Annotated in this window: 22 protein-coding genes; 9 read left to right on the top strand and 13 right to left on the bottom strand. The window is 69.7% G+C overall.

Going from position 1 to position 20,814, the window contains the following annotated elements:
- Positions 1-110 precede the first annotated feature (110 nt).
- Together purF and AMS67_RS07310 are read left to right on the top strand one after the other, a co-directional pair.
- Positions 111-1,571, top strand: a complete 1,461-nt coding sequence (gene purF / locus AMS67_RS07315; RefSeq protein ID WP_053386801.1) for an amidophosphoribosyltransferase — start codon at positions 111-113, stop codon at positions 1,569-1,571.
- Positions 1,572-1,605: 34 nt separating this feature from the next.
- A complete protein-coding gene (locus AMS67_RS07310) occupies positions 1,606-2,055 on the top strand; it encodes a MepB family protein (RefSeq protein WP_053386800.1) in 450 nt (149 codons plus the stop codon).
- An 89-nt stretch (positions 2,056-2,144) separates the two neighbouring features.
- On the opposite strand, the gene AMS67_RS18105 is transcribed toward AMS67_RS07310, so the two are convergent.
- Genes AMS67_RS18105 through AMS67_RS07290 form a run of 4 tightly spaced genes read right to left on the bottom strand, consistent with a single transcriptional unit; the run spans position 2,145 to position 3,692 of the window.
- Positions 2,145-2,588 carry a Sec-independent protein translocase subunit TatA/TatB gene (locus tag AMS67_RS18105; RefSeq protein WP_053386799.1) on the bottom strand — a complete coding sequence of 148 codons (444 nt, stop codon included), beginning with the start codon at positions 2,586-2,588 and terminating at the stop codon, positions 2,145-2,147.
- A 33-nt stretch (positions 2,589-2,621) separates the two neighbouring features.
- The gene (locus AMS67_RS07300) at positions 2,622-2,849 is read right to left on the bottom strand and encodes a twin-arginine translocase TatA/TatE family subunit (RefSeq protein ID WP_053386798.1); all 228 of its coding nucleotides are present in this window, start codon (positions 2,847-2,849) and stop codon (positions 2,622-2,624) included.
- Between the two features lie 31 nt (positions 2,850-2,880).
- Positions 2,881-3,306: a hypothetical protein gene (locus tag AMS67_RS07295; protein WP_053386797.1), complete on the bottom strand. Its 426-nt coding sequence runs from the start codon at positions 3,304-3,306 to the stop codon at positions 2,881-2,883.
- Positions 3,303-3,692, bottom strand: coding sequence for a sterol carrier family protein (locus AMS67_RS07290; RefSeq protein ID WP_053386796.1), 390 nt, complete (start codon positions 3,690-3,692; stop codon positions 3,303-3,305). Before AMS67_RS07290 ends, AMS67_RS07295 begins: the two co-directional genes overlap by 4 nt.
- A gap of 37 nt (positions 3,693-3,729) precedes the next feature.
- Between AMS67_RS07290 and purD the strand changes: the two genes are divergently transcribed.
- Entirely contained in the window at positions 3,730-4,986 is a 1,257-nt protein-coding gene (gene purD, locus AMS67_RS07285) for a phosphoribosylamine--glycine ligase (protein WP_053386795.1), read from the top strand.
- Between the two features lie 173 nt (positions 4,987-5,159).
- Here the strand turns inward: purD and AMS67_RS07280 are convergent, their stop codons facing one another.
- Positions 5,160-6,128, bottom strand: a complete 969-nt coding sequence (locus AMS67_RS07280) for an SRPBCC family protein (protein ID WP_082305371.1) — start codon at positions 6,126-6,128, stop codon at positions 5,160-5,162.
- A gap of 427 nt (positions 6,129-6,555) precedes the next feature.
- On the opposite strand from AMS67_RS07280, the gene AMS67_RS07275 reads away from it, so the two are divergent.
- The 5 genes from AMS67_RS07275 (at position 6,556) to purQ (ending at position 10,576) form a co-directional block, all read left to right on the top strand.
- Positions 6,556-7,836 (top strand): calcium:cation antiporter family protein, encoded by a 1,281-nt coding sequence (locus tag AMS67_RS07275; protein WP_053386793.1) that lies wholly within the window; start codon positions 6,556-6,558, stop codon positions 7,834-7,836.
- 1 nt (position 7,837) lies between these two features.
- Entirely contained in the window at positions 7,838-8,548 is a 711-nt protein-coding gene (locus AMS67_RS07270) for a metal-dependent transcriptional regulator (protein WP_053386792.1), read from the top strand.
- A gap of 39 nt (positions 8,549-8,587) precedes the next feature.
- Entirely contained in the window at positions 8,588-9,508 is a 921-nt protein-coding gene (locus AMS67_RS07265; RefSeq protein WP_053386791.1) for a phosphoribosylaminoimidazolesuccinocarboxamide synthase, read from the top strand.
- Positions 9,509-9,593: 85 nt separating this feature from the next.
- Positions 9,594-9,872, top strand: a complete 279-nt coding sequence (gene purS / locus AMS67_RS07260) for a phosphoribosylformylglycinamidine synthase subunit PurS (RefSeq protein WP_053386790.1) — start codon at positions 9,594-9,596, stop codon at positions 9,870-9,872.
- Entirely contained in the window at positions 9,869-10,576 is a 708-nt protein-coding gene (purQ, locus tag AMS67_RS07255) for a phosphoribosylformylglycinamidine synthase subunit PurQ (protein WP_156316569.1), read from the top strand. Before purS ends, purQ begins: the two co-directional genes overlap by 4 nt.
- 85 nt (positions 10,577-10,661) lie before the next feature.
- On the opposite strand, the gene AMS67_RS07250 is transcribed toward purQ, so the two are convergent.
- The 7 genes from AMS67_RS07250 to hemE all read right to left on the bottom strand — a co-directional run bounded on the left by AMS67_RS07250 (position 10,662) and on the right by hemE (position 18,140).
- Complete coding sequence (locus AMS67_RS07250) at positions 10,662-11,192, bottom strand: GNAT family N-acetyltransferase (protein WP_053386789.1); 531 nt, start codon at positions 11,190-11,192, stop codon at positions 10,662-10,664.
- Between the two features lie 45 nt (positions 11,193-11,237).
- A complete protein-coding gene (gene hemL, locus AMS67_RS07245; RefSeq protein ID WP_053386788.1) occupies positions 11,238-12,584 on the bottom strand; it encodes a glutamate-1-semialdehyde 2,1-aminomutase in 1,347 nt (448 codons plus the stop codon).
- A complete protein-coding gene (hemB, locus tag AMS67_RS07240) occupies positions 12,581-13,570 on the bottom strand; it encodes a porphobilinogen synthase (protein ID WP_075201270.1) in 990 nt (329 codons plus the stop codon). Before hemB ends, hemL begins: the two co-directional genes overlap by 4 nt.
- Positions 13,567-14,499, bottom strand: a complete 933-nt coding sequence (locus AMS67_RS07235; protein ID WP_053386787.1) for a uroporphyrinogen-III synthase — start codon at positions 14,497-14,499, stop codon at positions 13,567-13,569. Before AMS67_RS07235 ends, hemB begins: the two co-directional genes overlap by 4 nt.
- Positions 14,496-15,500: a hydroxymethylbilane synthase gene (gene hemC / locus AMS67_RS07230; protein WP_082305369.1), complete on the bottom strand. Its 1,005-nt coding sequence runs from the start codon at positions 15,498-15,500 to the stop codon at positions 14,496-14,498. Before hemC ends, AMS67_RS07235 begins: the two co-directional genes overlap by 4 nt.
- A gap of 74 nt (positions 15,501-15,574) precedes the next feature.
- Positions 15,575-17,038, bottom strand: coding sequence for a protoporphyrinogen/coproporphyrinogen oxidase (locus AMS67_RS07225; RefSeq protein WP_053386786.1), 1,464 nt, complete (start codon positions 17,036-17,038; stop codon positions 15,575-15,577).
- On the bottom strand, positions 17,028-18,140 hold the full coding sequence (gene hemE / locus AMS67_RS07220) for a uroporphyrinogen decarboxylase (protein WP_053386785.1): 1,113 nt from the start codon (positions 18,138-18,140) through the stop codon (positions 17,028-17,030). The genes AMS67_RS07225 and hemE overlap by 11 nt, the downstream gene beginning before the upstream one ends.
- 114 nt (positions 18,141-18,254) lie before the next feature.
- Here hemE and AMS67_RS07215 point away from each other — a divergent pair, with 114 nt between their 5' ends.
- On the top strand, positions 18,255-19,505 hold the full coding sequence (locus tag AMS67_RS07215; protein ID WP_053386784.1) for a glutamyl-tRNA reductase: 1,251 nt from the start codon (positions 18,255-18,257) through the stop codon (positions 19,503-19,505).
- Between the two features lie 247 nt (positions 19,506-19,752).
- Here the strand turns inward: AMS67_RS07215 and AMS67_RS07210 are convergent, their stop codons facing one another.
- Positions 19,753-20,805, bottom strand: a complete 1,053-nt coding sequence (locus AMS67_RS07210) for a hypothetical protein (protein WP_053386783.1) — start codon at positions 20,803-20,805, stop codon at positions 19,753-19,755.
- Positions 20,806-20,814: the final 9 nt, after the last annotated feature.

Raw genomic sequence — 20,814 nt, 5'->3', positions numbered from 1 at the left:
CGCATGCGCGCCCTCGGCCACACGGTGATCATCACCCGTTCGCGTGTGGGACACTAGACGGTGCGTCCCTCCGACGCACCACCCACCTCGCAGGGAGTATTCACTACAGCATGTGCGGCATCGTCGGTATCGTCTCGTCCGAACCCGTCAACCAGCAGGTCTATGACAGCCTGCTCCTGCTCCAGCACCGTGGTCAGGATTCCACGGGCATCGCCACGCTCGACGGCGACTTCTTCCACATGGTGAAGGCGAAGGGCCAGGTGCGCGAGGCGTACCGCACCCGCGACATGCGCAGCCTCACCGGCAACGTGGGCCTCGGCCACGTGCGATACGCGACCCGCGGGTCGGCCGCCGCCGAAGACGAAGCGCAGCCCTTCTACGTGGGCGCGCCGTACGGCATCATCCTGGTGCACAACGGCAACCTGACGAATACGCGTGAGCTCACCGCAGATCTCTACAACGTCGATCGCCGTCACCTCAACACCCACTCGGACACCGAGCTGCTGCTCAACGTGCTCGCAAACGAGCTGCAGGCCGGCATCACCAGCCTGTCGCTCACGGCCGAGCAGGTCTTCGCCGCCGTCTCCCGAGTGCACGAGCGCGTTGAGGGCTCGTACGCCACCATCGCGATGATCGCCGGGTACGGCCTGCTGGCCTTCCGCGATCCGTTCGGCATCCGCCCGCTCGTACTCGGTCGTCGCACCAGCGCCGGCGGCAGCGACGAATGGGTCGTCGCCTCCGAATCGCTTGTGCTCGAATCGGGCGGCTACGAGTTCGTGCGCGACGTCGAACCGGGCGAAGCGATCCTCATCTCCCCCGACGGCACGATGCAGTCGCAGCAGTGCGCCGCCGAAACCGAGCTCGTGCCCTGCGCGTTCGAGTACATCTACCTGGCCCGCCCCGACTCCGTGCTCAGCGGCATCTCGGTGTACGAAGCCCGTCTGCGCCTCGGCGATGTACTCGCCGAGCAGGTGCGGGCCGAACTCCCCGACGTCGAGATCGACGTTGTCATGCCGATTCCTGACTCCGGCCGCCCGAGCGCCATGCAGCTCGCCCAGAAGCTCGGCGTGCAGTACCGCGAGGGGTTCTTCAAGAACCACTACGTGGGCCGCACATTCATCATGCCCGGGCAGGCGGTGCGCAAGCGCAGCGTGCGCCAGAAGCTGAACGCGATGAGCTCGGAGTTCAAGGGCAAGAACGTGCTGCTCGTCGACGACTCGATCGTGCGCGGCACGACCTCGCGCGAGATCGTCGAGATGGCCCGGGCCGCCGGCGCGAAGTCGGTGATCTTCGCCTCTGCCGCGCCCCCCGTACTCTTCCCGCACGTCTACGGCATCAACATGCCCTCGCGCAAGGAACTCATCGCGCACGGGCGCACGCCGGCAGAGATCGCGGAAGAGCTCGGGGCCGACCATCTCGTCTACATGAGCGTCGACGGCATGAATCGCGCCATTCTCGCGGGGCAGGATCGCGTCACGTCGCTGGAGCAGAGCTGCTTCACGGGCGAGTACATCGCCGGCAACGTCGATGCCGAGTACCTCGCCTGGGTCGAGGCGACACAGGAGAGCTGAGGATCGGCGGTTCGCCGCCCTCCCCACGCGCATCATGCCGCACACCGCATTCGACCACTACGTCACGCACGCGCTCGCACCGACCGCGCGGGTGACGACCGTCGTACCCGAAGAGCAGAACAGTGACTACGAAGCCGGGCTGGCCGTGATCGACGGGGAGCGCTGGCACATTCGCACCGCGCGCATCACCCCGACGAAGCCGGGCGCGTTCGTGGCGCTCTGGCGCCGCGACGCCGACGGCGATACCGTGCCGCTGCCGCACGACGACGACGCGCAGGGCGCACTGATCTTCGTCATGGAAGGCGAGCGCCGCGGCGTCTTCCGCTTCACCGCGGAGCACCTGCACGGGCTCGGCGTCACCTCATCCGAACGACGACCGGGCAAACGAGGGTTTCGGGTCTATCCGGCCTGGTGCGACGATCTGAATGCGCGAGCCACCGCGAGCCAGACCGCACAGGCCTCGGCCTTCACCGAGCTCGTCTGAGTCGGTCGCCGAGTCGGTCGCCGCGCCTCGACTGCACGCAGAAGCCCCCGAGCGCGACGCGCGTCGGGGGCTTCTGCATGATCGACTGCTTACGCGCCGGGCTTCTCGCTGGCGCCGGGCGCCTGAGGATCAACCGGGCTCTGCGGCACCGCGGGCGGGGCCTGCGGTGTGGCAGGTTCGTCGGGGTGCACGGGGCTCTGCGGCACCGCTGGTGACGCCGGAGCGGGCGCTGCCGGCTCAGCCGGCGACGCGGGAACGGCCGGGGCTGCCGGAGGCGTCGCGGGCTGCTCGGGTGCGACCGGGCTCGCCGGCACCGCAGGCGACTGCGGTTCGGCCGCCTGCGACTGCACGGTGTTCGGCGCTGCCTGAGGCGCTGCCGCATCGGAATCGCCGCTGGAGCTCACTTCCTTGCGCAGAATCTTCATCGACTGGCCCAGGCTCTTCGCCAGAGCTGGCAGCTTCGGCGCACCGAACAACAGCAGCACGATGAACAGGATGACGATCAACGTCGGTCCCGAGAGATTTCCGAGCATTGGGTGGTGTCTCCGTTCGTTACCGCGAAAGAATCAGGACGCGTCGGGTTTCTGCGGCGCGGGCTGCTGCACCTCAGTGGTTGCAGCGGGCGTCGTCGCAGCGGACGTCGTCGCGTCCGAGTCGCCGCTGACCTCCTTGCGGAGAATCTTCATCGACTGGCCCAGGCTCTTGGCGAGCGCGGGAAGCTTCGGCGCACCGAACATGAGAAGAATGACGAAGAGGATGGCGATGAGGTGCCAGCCGCTGAGGTTTCCGAGCATGACTGCTTCTTTCGAATCGTAGGTGTCTGGATTATCGCACGTCGTGCTGGATGGCGACACCGGTGCCCTGCTGGCGCCTCACGATCAGCCCCAGTACCAGCGCGACGATGCCACCGACCCCAGCTCCGATCGCAGCACCGATGAGCGCCATGAAACCGGCCACCTGCGCCAGGGTGTACTCGGCGCCCTCCACGATCGGGAAGAAGAAGCACGCGATCATCGCGACCACCGCTCCGATCACCAGACCCGCGACCAGCAGGCGCGTCACGCGCACCGAGCGCTGCAGCGTGACCTCTTGCTGCACCTCGTGCACGACCGGCTCGTGCACGGTGGGATCGGCAGGTGCGGCCACAGCAGCGGCCTCGTCGTCTGCGGGTGAAGCTGGTGTCGCCGCAGGGGCGGCGGGTTCGACGGGCTGCTGTGCGGCAGGCCCCGACGACGGATCGGACTGACTCATGCCTCCATTGTCTCAGCCCCGGCTGGGTGCGAGCGCACGAGCGGCAGCAGTCCGTGCAGCGCGGCGCGCGATCCCGATGCGATGACGAGCGCCTCGGCGATCGCGGTCTCCCAGTCGAGATCACCACAGGCGAGGCCGATCCAGGTCTGCGCATCAGTTTCGATGACGTTCGGCGGCGTGCCGCGCGTGTGCCTCGGGCCGGCGACGCACTGCGTTGCACCGTAGGGGGGCACGCGCACCTCAACCGAGTTTCCGGGCGCCCGTTCGGCAAGTTCTTCGAGGAGGTATCGCACCGTCGTCGCGAGGTCACTACGCGCCGTGCCACCCGCGCGCACCGCCGCAAGAGCTGCACGCCCGTCTTCGATCGAGATCTTCCGTTTCGCCACGTGAGCAGCCTATCCGCGCTTCGGTAGTCTGGACCGCGTGAAGATCCTCGTCTTGGGCCCCGGCGCCCGCGAACACGCCATCGTCCTCGCCCTGCTCGCCGAGAGCGGCGCACATGAGATCGTCTGCGCTCCGGGCAACGCGGGCATCGCCGCCAGCGGCGTCGAGACGCCCGAGCTCGCCTACTCCGATCCGGCTGCGGTTGCCGAGTTCGTGCAGCAGCGCGGCTTCGACCTCGTGGTCATCGGGCCAGAGGCCCCGCTCGTCGCAGGGGTCGCCGACCCGCTGCGTGCGGCGGGAATTCCCGTGTTCGGCCCCGACCAGGCCGCCGCACAGCTCGAGGGGTCGAAGGCGTTCGCGAAGCGCGTCATGGATGCCGCCGAGGTGCCGACCGGACGCGCCGCGCGGGTCACGTCGGTGGAAGAAGCCGGCGCGGTGCTCGACGAGTTCGGAGCCCCGTACGTCGTGAAGGCCGACGGCCTCGCCGCCGGCAAGGGGGTGCTCGTCACCGAAGATCGGGACGCTGCGATCGCCCACGTCGCCACCTGGGCTCCGCACGGCGAGGTGCTCGTCGAGGAGTTCTTGGACGGCCAGGAGGTCTCGCTCTTCTTCTTCGCCGACGGGCACGACGTGCTGCCGCTCAGCCCGGCGCAAGACTACAAGCGCATCTTCGACGGAGATGCCGGCCCGAACACGGGCGGCATGGGCGCCTACTCGCCGCTCCCCTGGGTGGCCGATGATTTTGTCGACGAGATCACCCGCACCGTCGCGCTGCCGACCGTGCGCCAGCTCGAATCCGAGGGCACGCCGTTCATCGGCCTGCTCTACTGCGGTTTGATCGTCACCTCGAAGGGCGTACGCGTCATCGAGTTCAACGCGCGATTCGGCGACCCCGAGACGCAGGTCGTGCTCGCGCGGCTCGAATCACCGCTCAGCCAGTATCTGCTCGCGGCTGCGAACGGCGAACTCGCGGCGCAGCCCGAGCCCGTGTTCTCGCCCGACCCTGCCGTGATCGTGGTCGTGGCGAGTGAGGGGTACCCCGGCGACGTCGTGACGGGTCGTGAGATCACCGGCATCGCCGACGCCGAAGCGCTCGAGGGTGTGCACGTGGTGCACGCGGCCACGGCGCGCACCGAAGACGGCGGGTGGATCGCCACCGGCGGTCGTGTGCTCGGCGTCGTGGCGCGCGGGGGCGATTTCACCGAGGCCCGCTCACGCGCCTACGCCGGTGTCGCGCAGATCGGGCTCGACGGCGGGCAGTCGCGCACCGACATCGCCGCACGCGTCGCAGAGTAGCTCGGCGCCGGTCGCATCAGCGCCGAAGGCCCCTGAAATCGCCGAACGCCCCTCATCTGCGCGCGCAGGTGAGGGGCGTTCGGCGATTTCAGGGGCGTTCGCGGGGCGGGCGGCCGTGGGCCGGGCGCTGTGCCGGGCCGCCGCGGCCGTGGGTGGGGCCGGGCCGCCCGCGGCTAGTTGCCTCGGATCAGCGCGTCAAAGTCGGGATCGCCCGACGAGTCATCATCATGCTCGTCATCGTTTTCGGCGGCGTCGTTCGCAGTCGCGTCAGCGATCTCGGTCGCGTCCGCAACGTCGGCTACTTCCGCTTCACCTGCGGCGAGCGCCGCATCAAGCTCTGAACGATCGATACGAATCGTCTGGTCGAGATTCACCTCTGCGGTATCCGCCGCATCCGTCTCGACCGCACCGTCGCTCACGACCTCGATCGGGCCGGTCTCGAGCTCGGGGTGATCCCCCACCTGCGGTTCGGCTTCGACCTCGATCTCGGCGACGGACTCGGCGTCGTTCGCGGCGTCGATCTCGCCGTCGATCTCAGGTTCGACAAGCTCCAATTCGGCACCGAGCTCCAGCTCGGCACCGGACTCAAGTTCGGCACCGGGCTGCTCGGAATCGCCGTCACCCTCCGCCTCGAGCGCGGCACCCGCGCCGCTCCCGGCGACAGCGGCAGCGAAGCTCAGCGTCTCTCGCTCGCCGAACGCTCCGGCCGCCTGCGCCGCTTCCAGCGCCACTGTGAGGTCGCGCAACAGCACCTGCCATCCCTCTTGCGACGCCGCCGCCCGCTCGGCCGGAGCCGGCAGCGCGTCGAATCCGGTCTCGGTCACCGTGATACCCGTGTCGAGGCCCTGCGTGCGCAGCGTCACCAGCACGGCCGTGTCGCGCTCGTCGCCGGCCTCGCGCCAGGTGAACCCCACCGCGTGCCCCTCGACCCAGACGTCGACCGTGCCCGAGGCATCACGGCTCACCGCGTCGTCGCCTTCGCCCTCAGACCACCGCTCGGCGACTTCACCGCCGACGCGCGCATCAAGCCGCAGCTCGGGCCACCACTCGGCACGGCGTTCGGGTTCCACGAGATACGACCAGGCTGCAGCTCGGGCGACGCCCACTCGACTTCGCGCCACTACCGGACCCAGCGGGATCATAGCTCTCCTCCGAACTCACGCACCGACCGCCTCGATCGGGCTTCCATTGCAGCGCACAGACGCGCGGCATCGGCCTCTTGAGACGAGCGTAACCGGCTCCCCTGACATCCGGGTTCCCAACACGTGGAATTTCGGAGCTTTTCAGGCATTTCCCCCGTAATGATGCGCGATTCGCAATGTGTGGCATGCCACACACGGGGATGTGCGTAGACACACCCGATGGCCGCCCGAGAGGGTGGAGAGCGAAGGGGAGTAGTTCCTCGCGGCCCAGCCCTCGCGGCTCGGCCCGAGCGGCACGTCGACATACTGGCCATCACGGAGATGCGCCCGGCGTGGCACCTCACTCGATTGAGTTGAGGCGAACGAGACCTTCGGCCGTTTGCCGTGGCCGGAGTCTCTCCGGCGCGGCGTGTTGTCAGGAGCTCACATGCCAGCCGCACTGATTCGCAGACTCGTGCTGTGCCTCACCATTGCCGCCCCAGCCCTCGTGCTTCGATTCAGCGGGATTCATCTTCCCGCCGTGCTCGAACTGCTGGTCTACGGGGCCGCCGTGGTCGCCGCCGCGTTCATCCTTGCGTGGGCCGCTGAGGCCGCGCAGAAAGACATTTCGGGGGCGCTCGCCATCGCGCTGCTCGCTCTCATCGCGGTACTGCCCGAGTACGCCGTCGATCTCTACTACGCGTTCCGTTCGGGATCCGACGCCGAGTACCTCCACTACGCCGCTGCGAACATGACCGGTTCGAACCGATTGCTGCTCGGCTTCGGCTGGCCGCTTGTCGTCATCGTGGCCCTGTTCGTCGCCCGTCGCATCGCGAAGCGCTCGGGCGGTCGTGCGACCGGCTTCCTGACGCTGCCGAAAGAGAATCGCCTCGATATCGGGTTCCTGGCGATCCTCGCCGTGATCGCCTTCGCGATTCCGCTGATGGGGAGCATTCCGATCTGGTTCGGCGCCGTGCTGATCGTCATCTTCGGCCTGTTCCTGTGGCGCGCGGGGCAGACGCACTCCGATGACGCGGAAGAAGAGTTCGTCGGTGCGGCCGCGATCATCGCGGACATGCCGCAGCGCCCCCGCCGCATCACGGTCGTCTCGCTGTTCGTGGTGTCGGCGGCGATCATTCTGCTTTCGGCGGAGCCGTTCGCCGAAGCGCTCGTCGAGTCGGGCACCGCGCTCGGCATCGACAGCTACTTCCTCGTGCAGTGGCTCGCCCCACTCGCTTCGGAGGCCCCGGAGTTCATCATCGCCGTCATGTTCGCGCTGCGCGGCATGGGTGCGGCCGCCATCGGCACGCTGATCGCGTCGAAGGTGAACCAGTGGAGCCTGCTCGTCGGATCGCTGCCGATCGCCCACTTCGCCGGCGGTGGCCCCGCAGCGCTCGCGCTCGATGCGCGTCAGGTCGAGGAGTTCACCCTGACGGCGACGCAGACACTGCTCGGTGTCGCGATCATTCTGGCGTTGCGATTCCACTGGTTCTCGGCGATCGGGCTCGCGGCGCTCTTCGCCTTGCAGTTCTTCGTCACCGACACCTCAGGGCGCTATGTACTGAGCGCGATCCAGGCTGTGCTGGCCATCGCATTCCTCGTGGTGCACCGTCGTGCGATCCTGCCCACGCTTGCGGCCCCGTTCCGCAGAGCACAGCCATCGAATTCTGTGAAGCATGACTCGGACGACGACCCGGTCTCTCGCGAGCCGGTCGGGGCGAACTCCTAGAATGGGGCGCGTGCCCCGCCCCGTCGTCACCCGCATGGTCGAGGATTACCTCACGCTCGTCTGGAAGGCGTACGAGTGGCCCGGCGGCGAGCCGTCGACCACCGACCTCGCCGAACAGCTCGGAGTGACCCCCTCGACTGTCTCAGCGAACCTCAAGAAGCTCGCGCGCGATGGATTCCTCGCCTACGAGCCCTACGGTCGTATCGAGCTCACGGATGCGGGGCGCGAGGTTGCCGTCGCGATCGTGCGTCGGCATCGCCTCATCGAGACCTACCTCGTGCAGCAGCTCGGACTGGGGTGGGACGAGGTGCACGACGAGGCCGACAGCCTGGAGCACGCGGTCTCCGATCTCGTGCTGGCGCGCATGGACGCGGTGCTCGGGCATCCGGTGGCGGATCCGCACGGCGACCCCATCCCCGCACCCGACGGCAGCCTGCCCGCCGACGACACGGTGTCGCTCGTGGATGCGGAGGCCGGTGCCCTCGCGTCGGTCGCGCGGGTGTCGGATCGCTCGCCCGAGCTGCTGCGGCACCTCGAGAGCCGAGGGATCGTCGTCGGCGTTCCCCTGCGCGTCGTGTCCGTGGCGCCGGCCGCGGGCACCGTCGAGGTGCTCGTGTGGGGCGGCACCGATGCGGCCGCATCGGGCGGGGAGCGGGTCGAGCTCAGCCTGGTCGCCGCGGCGGCGATCCGCCTGCGGGCGCGCGAGGCGTGAGCGGCACGGCGATCCCGCACGAAATGCGAGAATGATTGGGTGACCCATCTCCCCGCACCCACGCAGCTCGACGGCTGGACCCACATCTACTCGGGCAAGGTTCGCGACCTGTACACCCCCGCCGACGGCTCGGACGCGACACTGCTCGTCGTCGCGAGCAACCGGGTGAGCGCGTTCGACCACGTGCTCGAGCCGCCGATCCCGGGCAAGGGTGCGCTGCTGACGGCGCTGTCGAACTGGTGGTTCGAACGCATCGAGCTGCCCAACCATCTCGTCTCCGATGAGAGCACCGCCCCCGAGGTTCCCGCGGAAGTGCGCGACCGGGCGATGCTGACGCGCAAGCTCGAGATGTACCCGATCGAGTGCGTGGTGCGCGGCGCGCTCACCGGCTCGGGGTTCGCCGAGTACCAGCGCACGGGCGCCGTGTGCGGCATCGAGCTGCCCGCCGGGCTCAGCGACGGCGACCTGCTCGACGAGCCGATCTACACCCCGGCCTACAAGGCCCCGCTCGGCGAGCACGACGAGAACATCACGTTCGAACGCAGTGTCGAGCTCGTCGGCCTCGAGATCGCGACCGCCCTGCGCGACGCCTCGCTGCAGATCTTCACGGCCGCGCGCGAGCTCGCCGCCGCCCGCGGCGTCGTGCTCGCCGACACCAAGTTCGAGTTCGGCCGCGACCGCGAGACTGGCGAGCTCGTACTCGCCGACGAAGTGCTCACGAGCGACTCCTCGCGGTACTGGGACGCCGCGGTGTACCACGACGAGTCGCTTGCCGCGCAGGATCGCCTCGCCTCCTTCGACAAACAGATCGTGCGCAACTGGCTGTCTGCGAACTGGGACAAGACCGGTGAGCCTCCCGTGCTGCCCGAGGAGATCGTCACACAGACCTACGAGCGGTACCGCGAGCTGTACGTGCGCCTCACCGGCGGCGAGCCGCCCTACGCCCCCGTCGCGGTCTGACGCCGGGCGCCTGGACAGCGTGCCGGGCCCCTGCGCGATCCGTGCGAGAATATTCAGAGCTTCACCACGAGAAATTGGAGACCGGGTGCCCACGATTGTCGTTGATGTCATGCCCAAGGCCGAGCTGCTCGACCCGCAGGGTAAGGCCACCACGGGGGCGCTCGCTCGTCTCGGCCACGAGAAGTTCGAGAACGTGCGCATCGGCAAGCGCTTCGAATTCCAGGTCGCCGATGCCACCGCTGAGGTGCTCGACGAGGTGCGTCAGGTCGCCGCCGATATCCTGTCGAACGACGTGATCGAAGACGTCGTCGCGATCAGCGTCGACGGTGCACCCGTCGACGTGGTCGTCGGCGAGGCTCGCTGATGCCGAAGATCGGGGTCGTCACCTTCCCCGGGTCGCTCGACGACCGCGACGCACAGCGCGCGATCCGCATCGCCGGGGCTGAGCCCGTGGCGCTGTGGCACGCGGATCACGATCTGCAGGGCGTCGACGCGATCGTGCTGCCCGGCGGCTTCAGCTACGGCGACTACCTGCGCCCCGGCGCGATCGCCGCGGTCTCGCCGATCATGACCGAGGTCGTGGCCGCCGCGAACCAGGGGCTGCCCGTGCTCGGCATCTGCAACGGCTTCCAGGTGCTCGTCGAGTCGCACCTGCTGCCCGGCGGACTCATTCGCAACGCGCACCAGCAGTTCATTCGCCGCGATCAGAAGCTGATCGTCGAGAACGCCGACACCGCGTGGACGCACCGCTTCGCCCCCGGTGAAGAGATCGTCATCCCGCTCAAGAACGGCGACGGCGGCTACATCGCGAACGACGAGACGCTCAAGTACCTCGAGGGCGAAGGTCTCGTGGCGTTCCGCTACGCGGAGGTCAACCCGAACGGTTCGCTCAACGACATCGCCGGCCTCACCAACGAGCGCGGCAACGTGGTCGGCCTCATGCCGCACCCCGAGCACGCGGTCGAGGCCGGGTTCGGCCCCGATACGACCGAGGCCATGCGCTCGGGCATCGACGGCCTGCGCTTCTTCGAGAGCGCCGTCGAAGCTCTGGTGGCGCGCGCCGCGTAACCGGCACTGCTGTACTGCAGAGAGTGGCGGGCGACCTTCGGGGTCGCCCGCCACTCATGCGTTCGGGGTGCGGCAGCGGGTGGGTTCAGGCCGCCGCTCCGCCTTCCGCGGGCTGCAGGTCGAGGCCGTACGCGAAGATGCGGCGCGACCCCGTGGGGGTGGGAATGTCGAACTCGCGGTCGGGAATGCGTGTGTATCCGAGGCGCTCGTAGAGGCGCTGCGCCGCGCGCATCTGCTCGCCGGTGTGCAGCACGATTCGACCGAGACCGCGCGACCGCGCGATACCGGCCGAATGCTGCATGATCGCTTCGCCGACGCCGCGACCCCGCGCCGCGTGCGCGACGCCGAGCAGGCGGACGTCGAGTTCTCCGTCGACGGTGTCGTCCATGAGTGCGCGACCGGCGAGTGGAATGGTGATCGTGCCGAGCACGTCTCCGGTCGCGCGGTCGGCGGCGACGAGTACCTCGGAGTCGACATCGCGCGCGGCGACATCTTCGATCTCGGCGAGGTACTCCGGGCTCAGCGTGTAGTCTCCCTCGTACGCCGCCCGCACCAGCGCACCCACGGCGGGGTACTCCTCGGGGCGCACGCGACGGATATCGATCGTTTCATGCACCCCGGAAGCCTACTCCTGGCCGGCGAAGCCCCGACAGTCGGGCGCTCAACCTGCCGTAACAGCCGCGGCGGCGCGGGCCGCATCGGGCAGCGCCTCCACGATGCGGGCGAGCGCCGCGTCGTCGTGCGCGGCCGTCACGAACCACGCCTCGAACGCGCTCGGCGGCAGGTTGACCCCGCGATCGAGCATCGCGTGGAAGAAGGCGCGGTGCGCCGCGACGTTCTGCTGCTGCACCTCCGCGTACCCTCGAGGCGCCTCGGGAAAGTCGCCGAACAGCACGCTGAAGAGGGTGCCGGCGCGCTGCACGCGGTGCGCGACACCGGCATCGGTCAGCGCGGCCGAGACCGCACCCGTGAGCACGTCGGCCGCGTGGCCGAGACGCTCATACGCGGCGGCATCAGCGTGACGCAGGGTGGTGAGCCCGGCCGCAACGGCGAGCGGATTGCCCGACAGCGTGCCGGCCTGGTACACGGGGCCGAGGGGCGCGAGCAGGTCCATGAGTTCGGCGCGGCCACCCAGTGCCGCGAGCGGCAGCCCCCCGCCGACGACCTTGCCGAACGTCAACAGGTCGGGCGTGACGCCCCCTGAGATGCGCGACTGCTCGATGCCCCAGAACCCTGACGGGCCCGCACGGAACCCGGTGAGCACCTCGTCAAGAATGACCAGCGCACCGTGGCGATGCGCGATCTCGATGAGCGCCTCCGTAAAGCCGGGCAGCGGGGGCAGCACGCCCATATTCGCGGCAGCGGCCTCGGCGATCACTGCAGCGATGCGGTCGCCGTGCTCGGCGAACGCGGCCTCGAGCGCGGCCAGGTCGTTGTATGGCAGCACGAGCGTCTGCCCGGCGGTCTCGGCGGTGACGCCGGCCGATCCGGGCATCGCGAGCGTGGCGAGCCCGGAGCCGGCTTCCGCAAGCAACCCGTCGGAGTGGCCGTGGTAGTGCCCGGCGAACTTGATGATCAGCGGGCGCTGGGTGGCGCCGCGGGCGATGCGAATCGCCGTCATCGTCGCCTCGGTACCGGTCGAGACGAGACGCAGGCGCTCGATAAGCGGCACGCGCGCGATGATTTCTTCGGCCAGCTCGGCCTCCTGCGGCACGGAGGCGCCGAAGCCGAGGCCGCGCGCCGCTGCCTCTTGCACCGCTTCCACGACCGCGGGGTGCGCGTGACCGAGCAGCGCGGGCCCCCACGAGGCGACGAGGTCGACGTACTCGTTGCCGTCGACGTCGGTGACAAGCGGGCCTCGACCCGATACGAGGAAGCGGGGGGTGCCGCCGACCGAGCCGTAGGCGCGCACCGGCGAGTTCACGCCGCCGGGAATCACGCGCGAGGCGCGCTCGGAGAGGGCCGCGCTGCCAGCGGCCTCGGGGTGGGGAATCAGCGGTGCGGTCATCGGTTCCATCCTGCGATCTCGGTGGCGAAGTAGGTGAGTACGGCGTCGGCGCCCGCACGCTTGATGCTGACCACCGACTCCTCGATGGCACGCTCGCGGTCGATCCACCCGTTGGCTGCGGCCGCTTCGATCATCGCAGCCTCCCCCGACACCTGGTAAGCCCAGACCGGCACGGGGCTCACGGCGGCGACGTCGGCGAGCACGTCGAGGTAGCTCATGGCCGGCTTCACCATCACGATGTCGGCGCCCTCGGCGAGATCGAGTTCGGCCTCGCGCAGCCCCTCGCGGCGGTTCGCCGGATCTTGCTGGTACGTGCGGCGATCGCCGACGAGCTGCGAGTCGACGGCCTCGCGGAACGGCCCGTAGAACGCCGACGCGTACTTCGCGGAGTAGGCGAGGATCGCGGTGTCTTGGAACCCCTCCGCGTCGAGGGCCTCGCGCACGGAGGCGACCTGGCCGTCCATCATGCCCGAGAGCCCCAGCAGCGCGGAGCCCGCGGAGGCCTGTGCCAACGCCATGGCCCGGTACCGCTCGAGCGTCGCGTCGTTGTCGACCACGAGGTCGTCGCTACGATCGGCGTTCACGCGGAGCACGCCGCAGTGGCCATGATCGGTGAACTCGTCGAGACACAGGTCGGTCTGTAAGACGAGCGCGTCGCCGACCTCGTCGGCCAGCGCACGCGTGGCGACGTTGAGGATGCCCTGCGGATCGTCTGCAGCGCTGCCGACCGCGTCACGCACTTCGGGTACGCCGAACAGCATCACGCCGCCGATGCCGAGTTCCGCGGCCTCGGTTGCGGCGCGTCGCAGCGAGTCGACGGTGTGCTGGTACACGCCGGGCATCGAGGTGATGGCCTGCGGTTCCGAGATGCCCTCGCGCACGAAGAGCGGCAGCACCAGCTCGGCGGGGTGGATGCGGGTCTCTGCGGTCAGCCGGCGCATCGCGGCGCTGGTGCGCAATCGGCGCGGGCGAACAGTGGGGATCATGCGGGGGCACCTCCGAGGTGGGGCAGGGGGAATTCGCGGGCGTGAGCAACGCGGGCGAGCAGATTTGAAACGGTGTGCGGGTCGGCGACGACGTCTGCGGCGAGTCCGTGCTCGGCGAGAGCGCGTGCGGTCGGTCCGCCGATCGCGGCGATGAGCGGCCGGGGCGCCGTCGCGGCTGGACCGGCGGGGTCCGCGAGTTCGGGCACCCGTCGCGCCAGCTCGCGCGCCGCGGCGCCGCTGAGCACGAGCACGACGTCGATCTCTCCGGCGGTGATGAGCTGAGGGATCACCTCGCCGGCGGCAGCGACAACACTGCGGTAGGCCGTCACTCGCGTCACCGAGTGCCCGGCCGCCTCGAGCGCCGACTCGACGGTGCGATCGGCGATCTCCGAGACCGGCAGCAATACGCGTGCACCGCGAGGTGCTGCGGAGCTGGTGTGCGACTCGGCAGCGATGCGATCGATGACGGCGGCCGCGATGCCGGCTCCGGAGTAATCGGTGGTTGGGACGAGCGCGGGATCGAGGCCGTGCGCCGCGAGCGCCTCCGCCGTGGCGGGGCCGACCGCCGCGATCTGGCCGGCGCTGCGTGATGCCGACGCACCGGCCTCCGCGAATGCGTCGGCGGCGTTCGCGCTCGTCACGATCACCCAGTCGTAGTCGCCCCGGTTCCAAGCCGCCGCCGCATCGGTCAGCGCCTCGGGGTCGGATAGCGGCGCGATCTCGGTCAGGGTGGCCGCAATCGCCGCACCGCCGAGCTCCGCGATCGCTTTCGCGTCGCGCTCCCCCGCAGCACCGCCGCGAGTGACCAGAACGCGCGCGCCCGAGAGCGACGCGCGGTACGCGGGCGCGGCCGCGGCCTGCGAGGTTGCGCGGGGGTCGGGGATACCGGCCGCGGTCGCGCCGGGCTCAGTTGCGTCGCGTTCCGTCACGCGGGGCTCCCGAGCGGGGCGAGCCGAGCGGCACCGCTGGCGAGCAGCTCGCCCGCGACCAGTCGCCCGAGTTCCGTCGCGGCGTCGGGGTCGGCAGCGCTCCACGGCAGCTCCGCTTCCGCCGCGAGCTGCTCAGTGCCATCGACGCGGTAAACGACGGCGCGCAATCGAAGGGTCTCGCCCGCGAGTTCAGCACACGCACCGATCGGGGCCGCGCAACCGGCTTCCAGCGTGGCGAGCAGTGCGCGCTCGGCGATGGCCGTGGCCCGCGACTCGGCATGGTCGAGTGCGGAGAGCGCGGCCGCGTAGGGCTCGGAGTGCACGTCGCTTTCTCGCACCTCGATGGCGAGGGCTCCTTGGCCCGGAGCCGCCGGTGCGTCGGTGAGCGGGAAGCGCTCGGTAATCGCTTCGGCACGGCCGATGCGATCGAGGCCGGCGGCGGCGAGCACCACGGCGTCCAGGTCGACGCCGACCCGGCCGAGTCGGGTATCGACGTTGCCACGCAGATCTTGGACCTCGAGGTCGGGCCGGCGCGAGCGGATCTGGGCGACGCGGCGCGGCGATCCGGTGCCGACACGGGCCCCGGCCGGCAGTTCGGCCAGTGTGAGTCCGTCGCGCGCGCAGAAGGCGTCGCGCGCATCGGCGCGCACAGGAACGGCGCCCAGGGCGATGCCGGGGCACGCCCCCGTGGGCAGATCTTTGAGCGAGTGCACCGCGAGATCGCATTCCCCGCCCAGCAGCGCATCGCGCAGCGCGCTGACGAAGACGCCGGTGCCGCCGAGCTGCGACAGCGGTGCGCGACTCACGTCGCCGTGCGTGGTGATGATGACGAGCGCGACGTCGAGGCCGGTCGCCTCGGCAATCTGCTCGGCGACCGTCGTGGTCTGAGACACCGCCAGCGCGCTGCCCCGCGTGCCCACGCGCAGCAGCCCGGGGGCGGCGGCGAGCGGCGCGTCCGAGCGGAAGACTCGGCCGGAGCTGGCGGGAAGGATGGCGTTCATGTCGGTGGACCTTTCGGGGTGATGCGGGTGAAGCTGATGATACGGATGCGGAGGCGGTGGCGGTGTGTGTCGAACTACTGCGACGAGCCGGGCGCAGCGGCGAGCGCCTCGGCCGCCGCCGCTCGGGCACCCTGCACGATCGCGGCCAAGCCGGTGCCGCTCACCCAGTCGCCGGCGAGTGTGACCCCTGCGGGCGCGTCGAGGAGGCGGGAATCACGAGACCCGGGCGGGCGACCCATGCGCCAGGTGCATCGGGCCAGGTCGACAATCGCGTCAGCCCGCAGGTCGATGCCGAGAATGCGCGACGCGTCGTATCGAGCGATGCTGCGGACCTCGGCGTCGTCGAGCCCGACGGTCTCAGGCGCCGAGCCCGCGCGGCCGTACGACAGTCTGATGAGATGACGGCCGGGGCCGGCCTCGCGGGCGCGCTCCGGCCACTTCGCGGTGACGTGGGTGAGTGCTTTGGCGAGGATCGGCGCCGCACCGGTCTGGGTGGGTGCGCGGCGCGATCCCGCGCTGGCACCGCCCGACCCCACTGCGTCGCGCGACACGAGCGCACCGGTGCCGCGCGGCGCGGCGTCCAAGCGCGCGTCGTCGATCGCAAGAGCGACGACCTCGACGCGGTCGGTCGGCGTGCCCGTCACGTCGTCAGCAAGGAGTCGTCGCGCCACACCCTCCGGCACCGCGAGAATGACGCCGTCGACCGTCGCGATCGTCGCGCCCTCGGCGTCGAAGATCTGCCAAGCGCTGCCGGCGCCCGCTGCGGCGGTGTCTGCGGGCGCGGGGGCGATCCGGCGCACCTTCTCGCCCGTGCGCACCGCGACACCGAGCCGATCGAGCTCGCGAGCGAGCCCCGCAATGAGCGAGGTCATGCCGCCGCGCAGCCCGGCGACCGCGCCGCCCGCCGCGGCCTGGCTGTCGCGCAGTTGTTTCGCGGCCGTAATCAGTGAGCCGCGCTCGGCGAATGCCGCGGCCAGGCCGGGCACCGAGGCGACACCGAGGCGCGCCGGGTCGGCGGAGTGCACGCCCAGTGATACCGGCCGCACCAGACGATCGAGCACGCGTGAGCCCAGGCGGCTGCGCACCAGCGCGGCGAGCGAGTCGGCGTCGCGCCCGACCGAGCGCGGCAGCGCAGGCTCGATCGCGGCGCGCACGGCGCCGGTGATGCCGAGGGCGCGAACGGTCGCGGCCGAGAGCGGGGTCGCCGGAATACCCAGCGTGCCTGCAGCGGGCAGCGGCAGGGCGCGCGGGCCGTCGATCACCCATGAGCCGAGGCCCGACGGACGCACGATCTCATCGCCCATCCCGATCTCGTGAATCAGTTCGGCGACCGTGCCACCGCGAGTCGCAAACGACTCCGCACCGATGTCGATGGTGACGCCCCCGAGTTCGGCACCGCGGATGCGGCCTCCTAAGTGCGCGGCGCCCTCGATGACTTCTACTCGGGCGCCGGCGAGCGCAAGTTCACGTGCCGCCGTCAGCCCCGAGACCCCGCCGCCGACGACCGCGAAGCGCGGCCGCGGGCGATCAGTAGGCATGGGCGAGCGAAACGATGCGGGTGAGCACCTCAGGATCGGTCTCAGGCGGTACGCCGTGGCCAAGATTGAGCACGTGCGCCGGCGCCTGCTGTCCGCGCTGCAACACGTCGTGCAGGTGCGCTTCGAGCACCTCGGGGGACGCCCCCAGGTAGGCCGGGTCGAGGTTGCCCTGCAGCGGGATCGCGTGATCGAATCGGCGACTCGCATCGTCGAGCGGGGTGCGCCAGTCGACGCCGAGCGTGTCGATCCCAACGTCGACCAGCGCCTCCAGTAGGTGACCCGACCCAACGGCGAAGTGGATGACCGGCACCGAGCGGGTCTCAGACGAGTACCCCTCATCGACGGTGTAGCTCAGGTCGCGCACGCGCTCGAGCGTACGCCGCGACGCGGGCGCCACGTGGGCGCGATAGTCGGCGACTGAGAGGGATCCGGCCCACGAATCGAAGAGCTGCACAGCACTCGCGCCTGCTTCGACCTGGGCTTCCAAGAAGACGCCGCAGAGATCCGCGACCCATTCGAGCAGTGATGCCCACGTTTCAGGGTCGGAGTGCATCAGCGTGCGGGCCCGCAGGTGGTCGCGCGACGGGCCGCCCTCGACCAGGTATGCGGCGAGCGTGAACGGAGCTCCGGTGAACCCAATGAGTGGCGTCGAGCCGAGTGCTTCCGTCGTGAGTCGCACGCCGTCGCGCACCGGGTCGAGCGCGGCATGCAAGCGCTCGGGCGTGAACTCGGCGCGGACGCGAGCCACATCTTCGGCCGTACGCACGGGGTTCGCGAACACCGGCCCGCGGCCGGCGACGAGATCGACATCAATGCCGACCAGCTTCATCGGCACCACGATGTCGCTGAAGAACACCGCCGCGTCGACGCCGTGTCGCCGCACCGGCTGCAGCGTGATCTCGCTCGCGAGCTCGGGGTTCAGGCAGGCGTCGAGCATGCGGTGATCTGCTCGGATCTCGCGGTACTCGGGCAGCGAGCGCCCGGCCTGCCGCATGAACCAAACAGGCGTAAACTGAGGGCGGTCTCCGCGCAGAGCACGGATGAATGGCGAATCGACCGTTCGACCGTCGATCAGCGGATGCGAAGCTGGGAGGAAGTTCATCGGTCGAGATGCTAGCTTATAGATCTGATGTGACACATCTGATGTGTTCAGGTTCGGGCGAAACCCTGCTCGATTTCTCCACAAAATCCCGATCAGAAAACGTATCGAGAAACTATGTTGCTGTGCCTCTCCTTCGACCACCGAGGGTGTTCTTTCCCACTGCTCGAGCGGCTGACCGCTCGCACCACGGAAATCACTGAGGCGTTGACCGAAGATGCAGGTGTTGATGGGGCCGTCGTGCTCTCCACCTGCAACCGATTCGAGGTCTACCTGCAGTCGCCGCACGACATCGCCGACGCGGTCATCGAGCAGATTTCAGAGACTGCCGGCGTACCCGTCTCATCACTCTCGACTGCCGTCGATGTCGAAACCGAGCACCGCGCCGCCGAGCACCTCTTCGCTGTCGCCTCAGGGCTCAAGTCAGCCGTGGTCGGCGAAGAGGAGATCGCGGGCCAGGTGCGCCGGGCTCACAGCGACGCCGTCGAACGCGGCACCATCACGAACGACCTCGAGCGTCTCTTCCAGACCGCGACCCGCACCTCGCGCACCGTCAAGCACCGCACCGAAATCCACTCGCAGGGCCGCTCCCTCGTGCGGCTCGCGCTGCGCCTCGCCGAGCACCGCGTGCCGTCGTGGGAGGGCACCCGCGTGCTCCTCATCGGCACCGGCGCCTACGCGGGCGCGACCGTTGCGGCCCTTCGGTCGCGCGGCGCCGAGCACATCAGCGTCCACTCCCCCTCAGGCCGTGCCGCCGCCTACGCCGCAAGCCACGACCTCACCGCGATCGACCCCACCTCGCTGCGCGACGCACTCGATGCCGCCGACGTCATCATCGCCTGCAGCCGCACGGAAGAGCCGCTGCTCACCGCAGCCGACGTCACCCCGCTCACGGGTATGGCTCCGCGCGGACCCCGACTGCTCATCGACCTCGGCATGCCGCGCAACATCGACCCCGGGGTCACCCAGATCGACGGCATCGAACTGCTCGACCTCGAGACCATCGCGAAGCACGCACCGGTCACCGAACTCGGCGCCGAGCACGAGGCTCTCGAAATCGTGCACGACGCCGCCGTCGAATTCGGCGCCTCCCAAGCCGAACGAGACACGCTGCCGGTGCTGCTCGCGCTGCGCGGTCACGTGAACGCGATCCTCGAAGAGGAGCTTTGCCGCGCGCGCCGCACCGACGGCGAACTCGCAGACGCCGATTCCGTTGCCGACGTCGAAGCCGCCCTGCGTCGCCTCACCGGCCGCCTGCTGCACGCTCCCACCACGCGCATCCGCTCGCTTGGGCGCGAGGGTCGCGCGAACGAGGCCTCTGAGGCGCTGTCAGCGCTCTTCGGGCTCGAATCCGCCGAGCGGGCGTAGTCGGCGCCGCGCAGGCTGACTGCGCACGCTGGGCTCCGCACACGGCACCCGTGCGCCTGCACTCTGGCGCGTCCACGAACCTGTGAGCGGAGATTCACCGGATCGCGGACCTATTTCGAGGTTTCGGTCCGCAATCCGGTGAATCTCCGCTGATTGGGGGGGGTGAGACCCGCCCCGCGCGCAGCGCAGAAACAGTTCTGCCCCGCGACCCTGACGGGAAGCGGGGCAGAACTGCGATCGGACGGCGTTACTGCTGGTGCGGCGGAAGCGGGGCCCCCGGCACCGAGAAATCGGGCTGGCCGTCGGCGCCCGCCGGGATCGGCCGTCCGTCTGCAAAGGTCGGCCACGGGAGCAGCGGCGCCTGGCCCGCAGCGGGCGCCGGTGCCGCGAACGGCTGGGCAGGCTGCTGCTGCTGCGACTGCGGCGCCGGGTGCACTCCGGTCTGCGTCTGCAGCTGCTGCGCACGGTGCTGCGTCGGCTGCGCCTGGCCGCCCTCAGCACGGTAAGCCGCAGCCGCCGCGTGCTGCTCGAGCCGGCGCGCACGTGCCGCGTCGCGCTCATCAGCGCCGTAGAACCAGCGCAGCAGCAGGGTGATCGACAGACCGAGCGCGGTCAAGATGAGGATCGCCGTCGCGATCTTCCAGTACATGTCGGGGATGTGCAGGTCGAAGGCGTCGATGCCCACGGGAGCCGTGAACAGAATGCCCGACAGCACGGCAAGCACGCTCGTCACGAAGGCGAACTTCGTGATCGTGTCGGAGTGGCGGGTGCCGACCCTGAGCAGCAGCTGCGCGCAGAGAATGACCAGGCGCGTCACCAAGATCACGAAGATCGACTTCCAGAAGATCTCCCACAGCAGGGAGAAGGAGTCGTAGGGCGTCATCCAGATCACGATGAGCAGCAGGCCGAGAATGTACGCGTTGGCGATGAGCGCGACCGGTGCGTACCACTCCGACTTCTGCTCGCGGCGCGTATCGAGCGCAGTGAAGAGTACAAACACAGCGAAGAGGGCGAACGTCGAGAAGACCCGCTCGAACTTGCCCTCGAAGTCGCCGATGAACAGCAACGAGATCGACGCGATCGTCAAGCCGGCGAGCAGGATGATGCTGACCTTCAAGAAGGTCGAGAGCTTGCGCTGCGGTGCGGCGGCGTGCGGCGCCGCCTGCTGCGGCAGGGTCGGCGCGGAGACCTGCGCGTGCTGCTGATCCGGCACCGCCCCCGGCACCGATGCAGCGGGGCCGCCGTCTGGCAGCTGCGGATGTGGCGTCGGATCGGCCGGATGCGTATTCGGATCGCTCATGGTTTCAGT

Origin of the sequence: Leucobacter japonicus, assembly GCF_001273855.1 — a bacterium.
In the GTDB taxonomy this organism is placed as follows: domain Bacteria; phylum Actinomycetota; class Actinomycetes; order Actinomycetales; family Microbacteriaceae; genus Leucobacter; species Leucobacter japonicus.
Note: the sequence above shows the minus strand (reverse complement) of the source record. Positions and strands in the feature narration are given on the sequence as shown.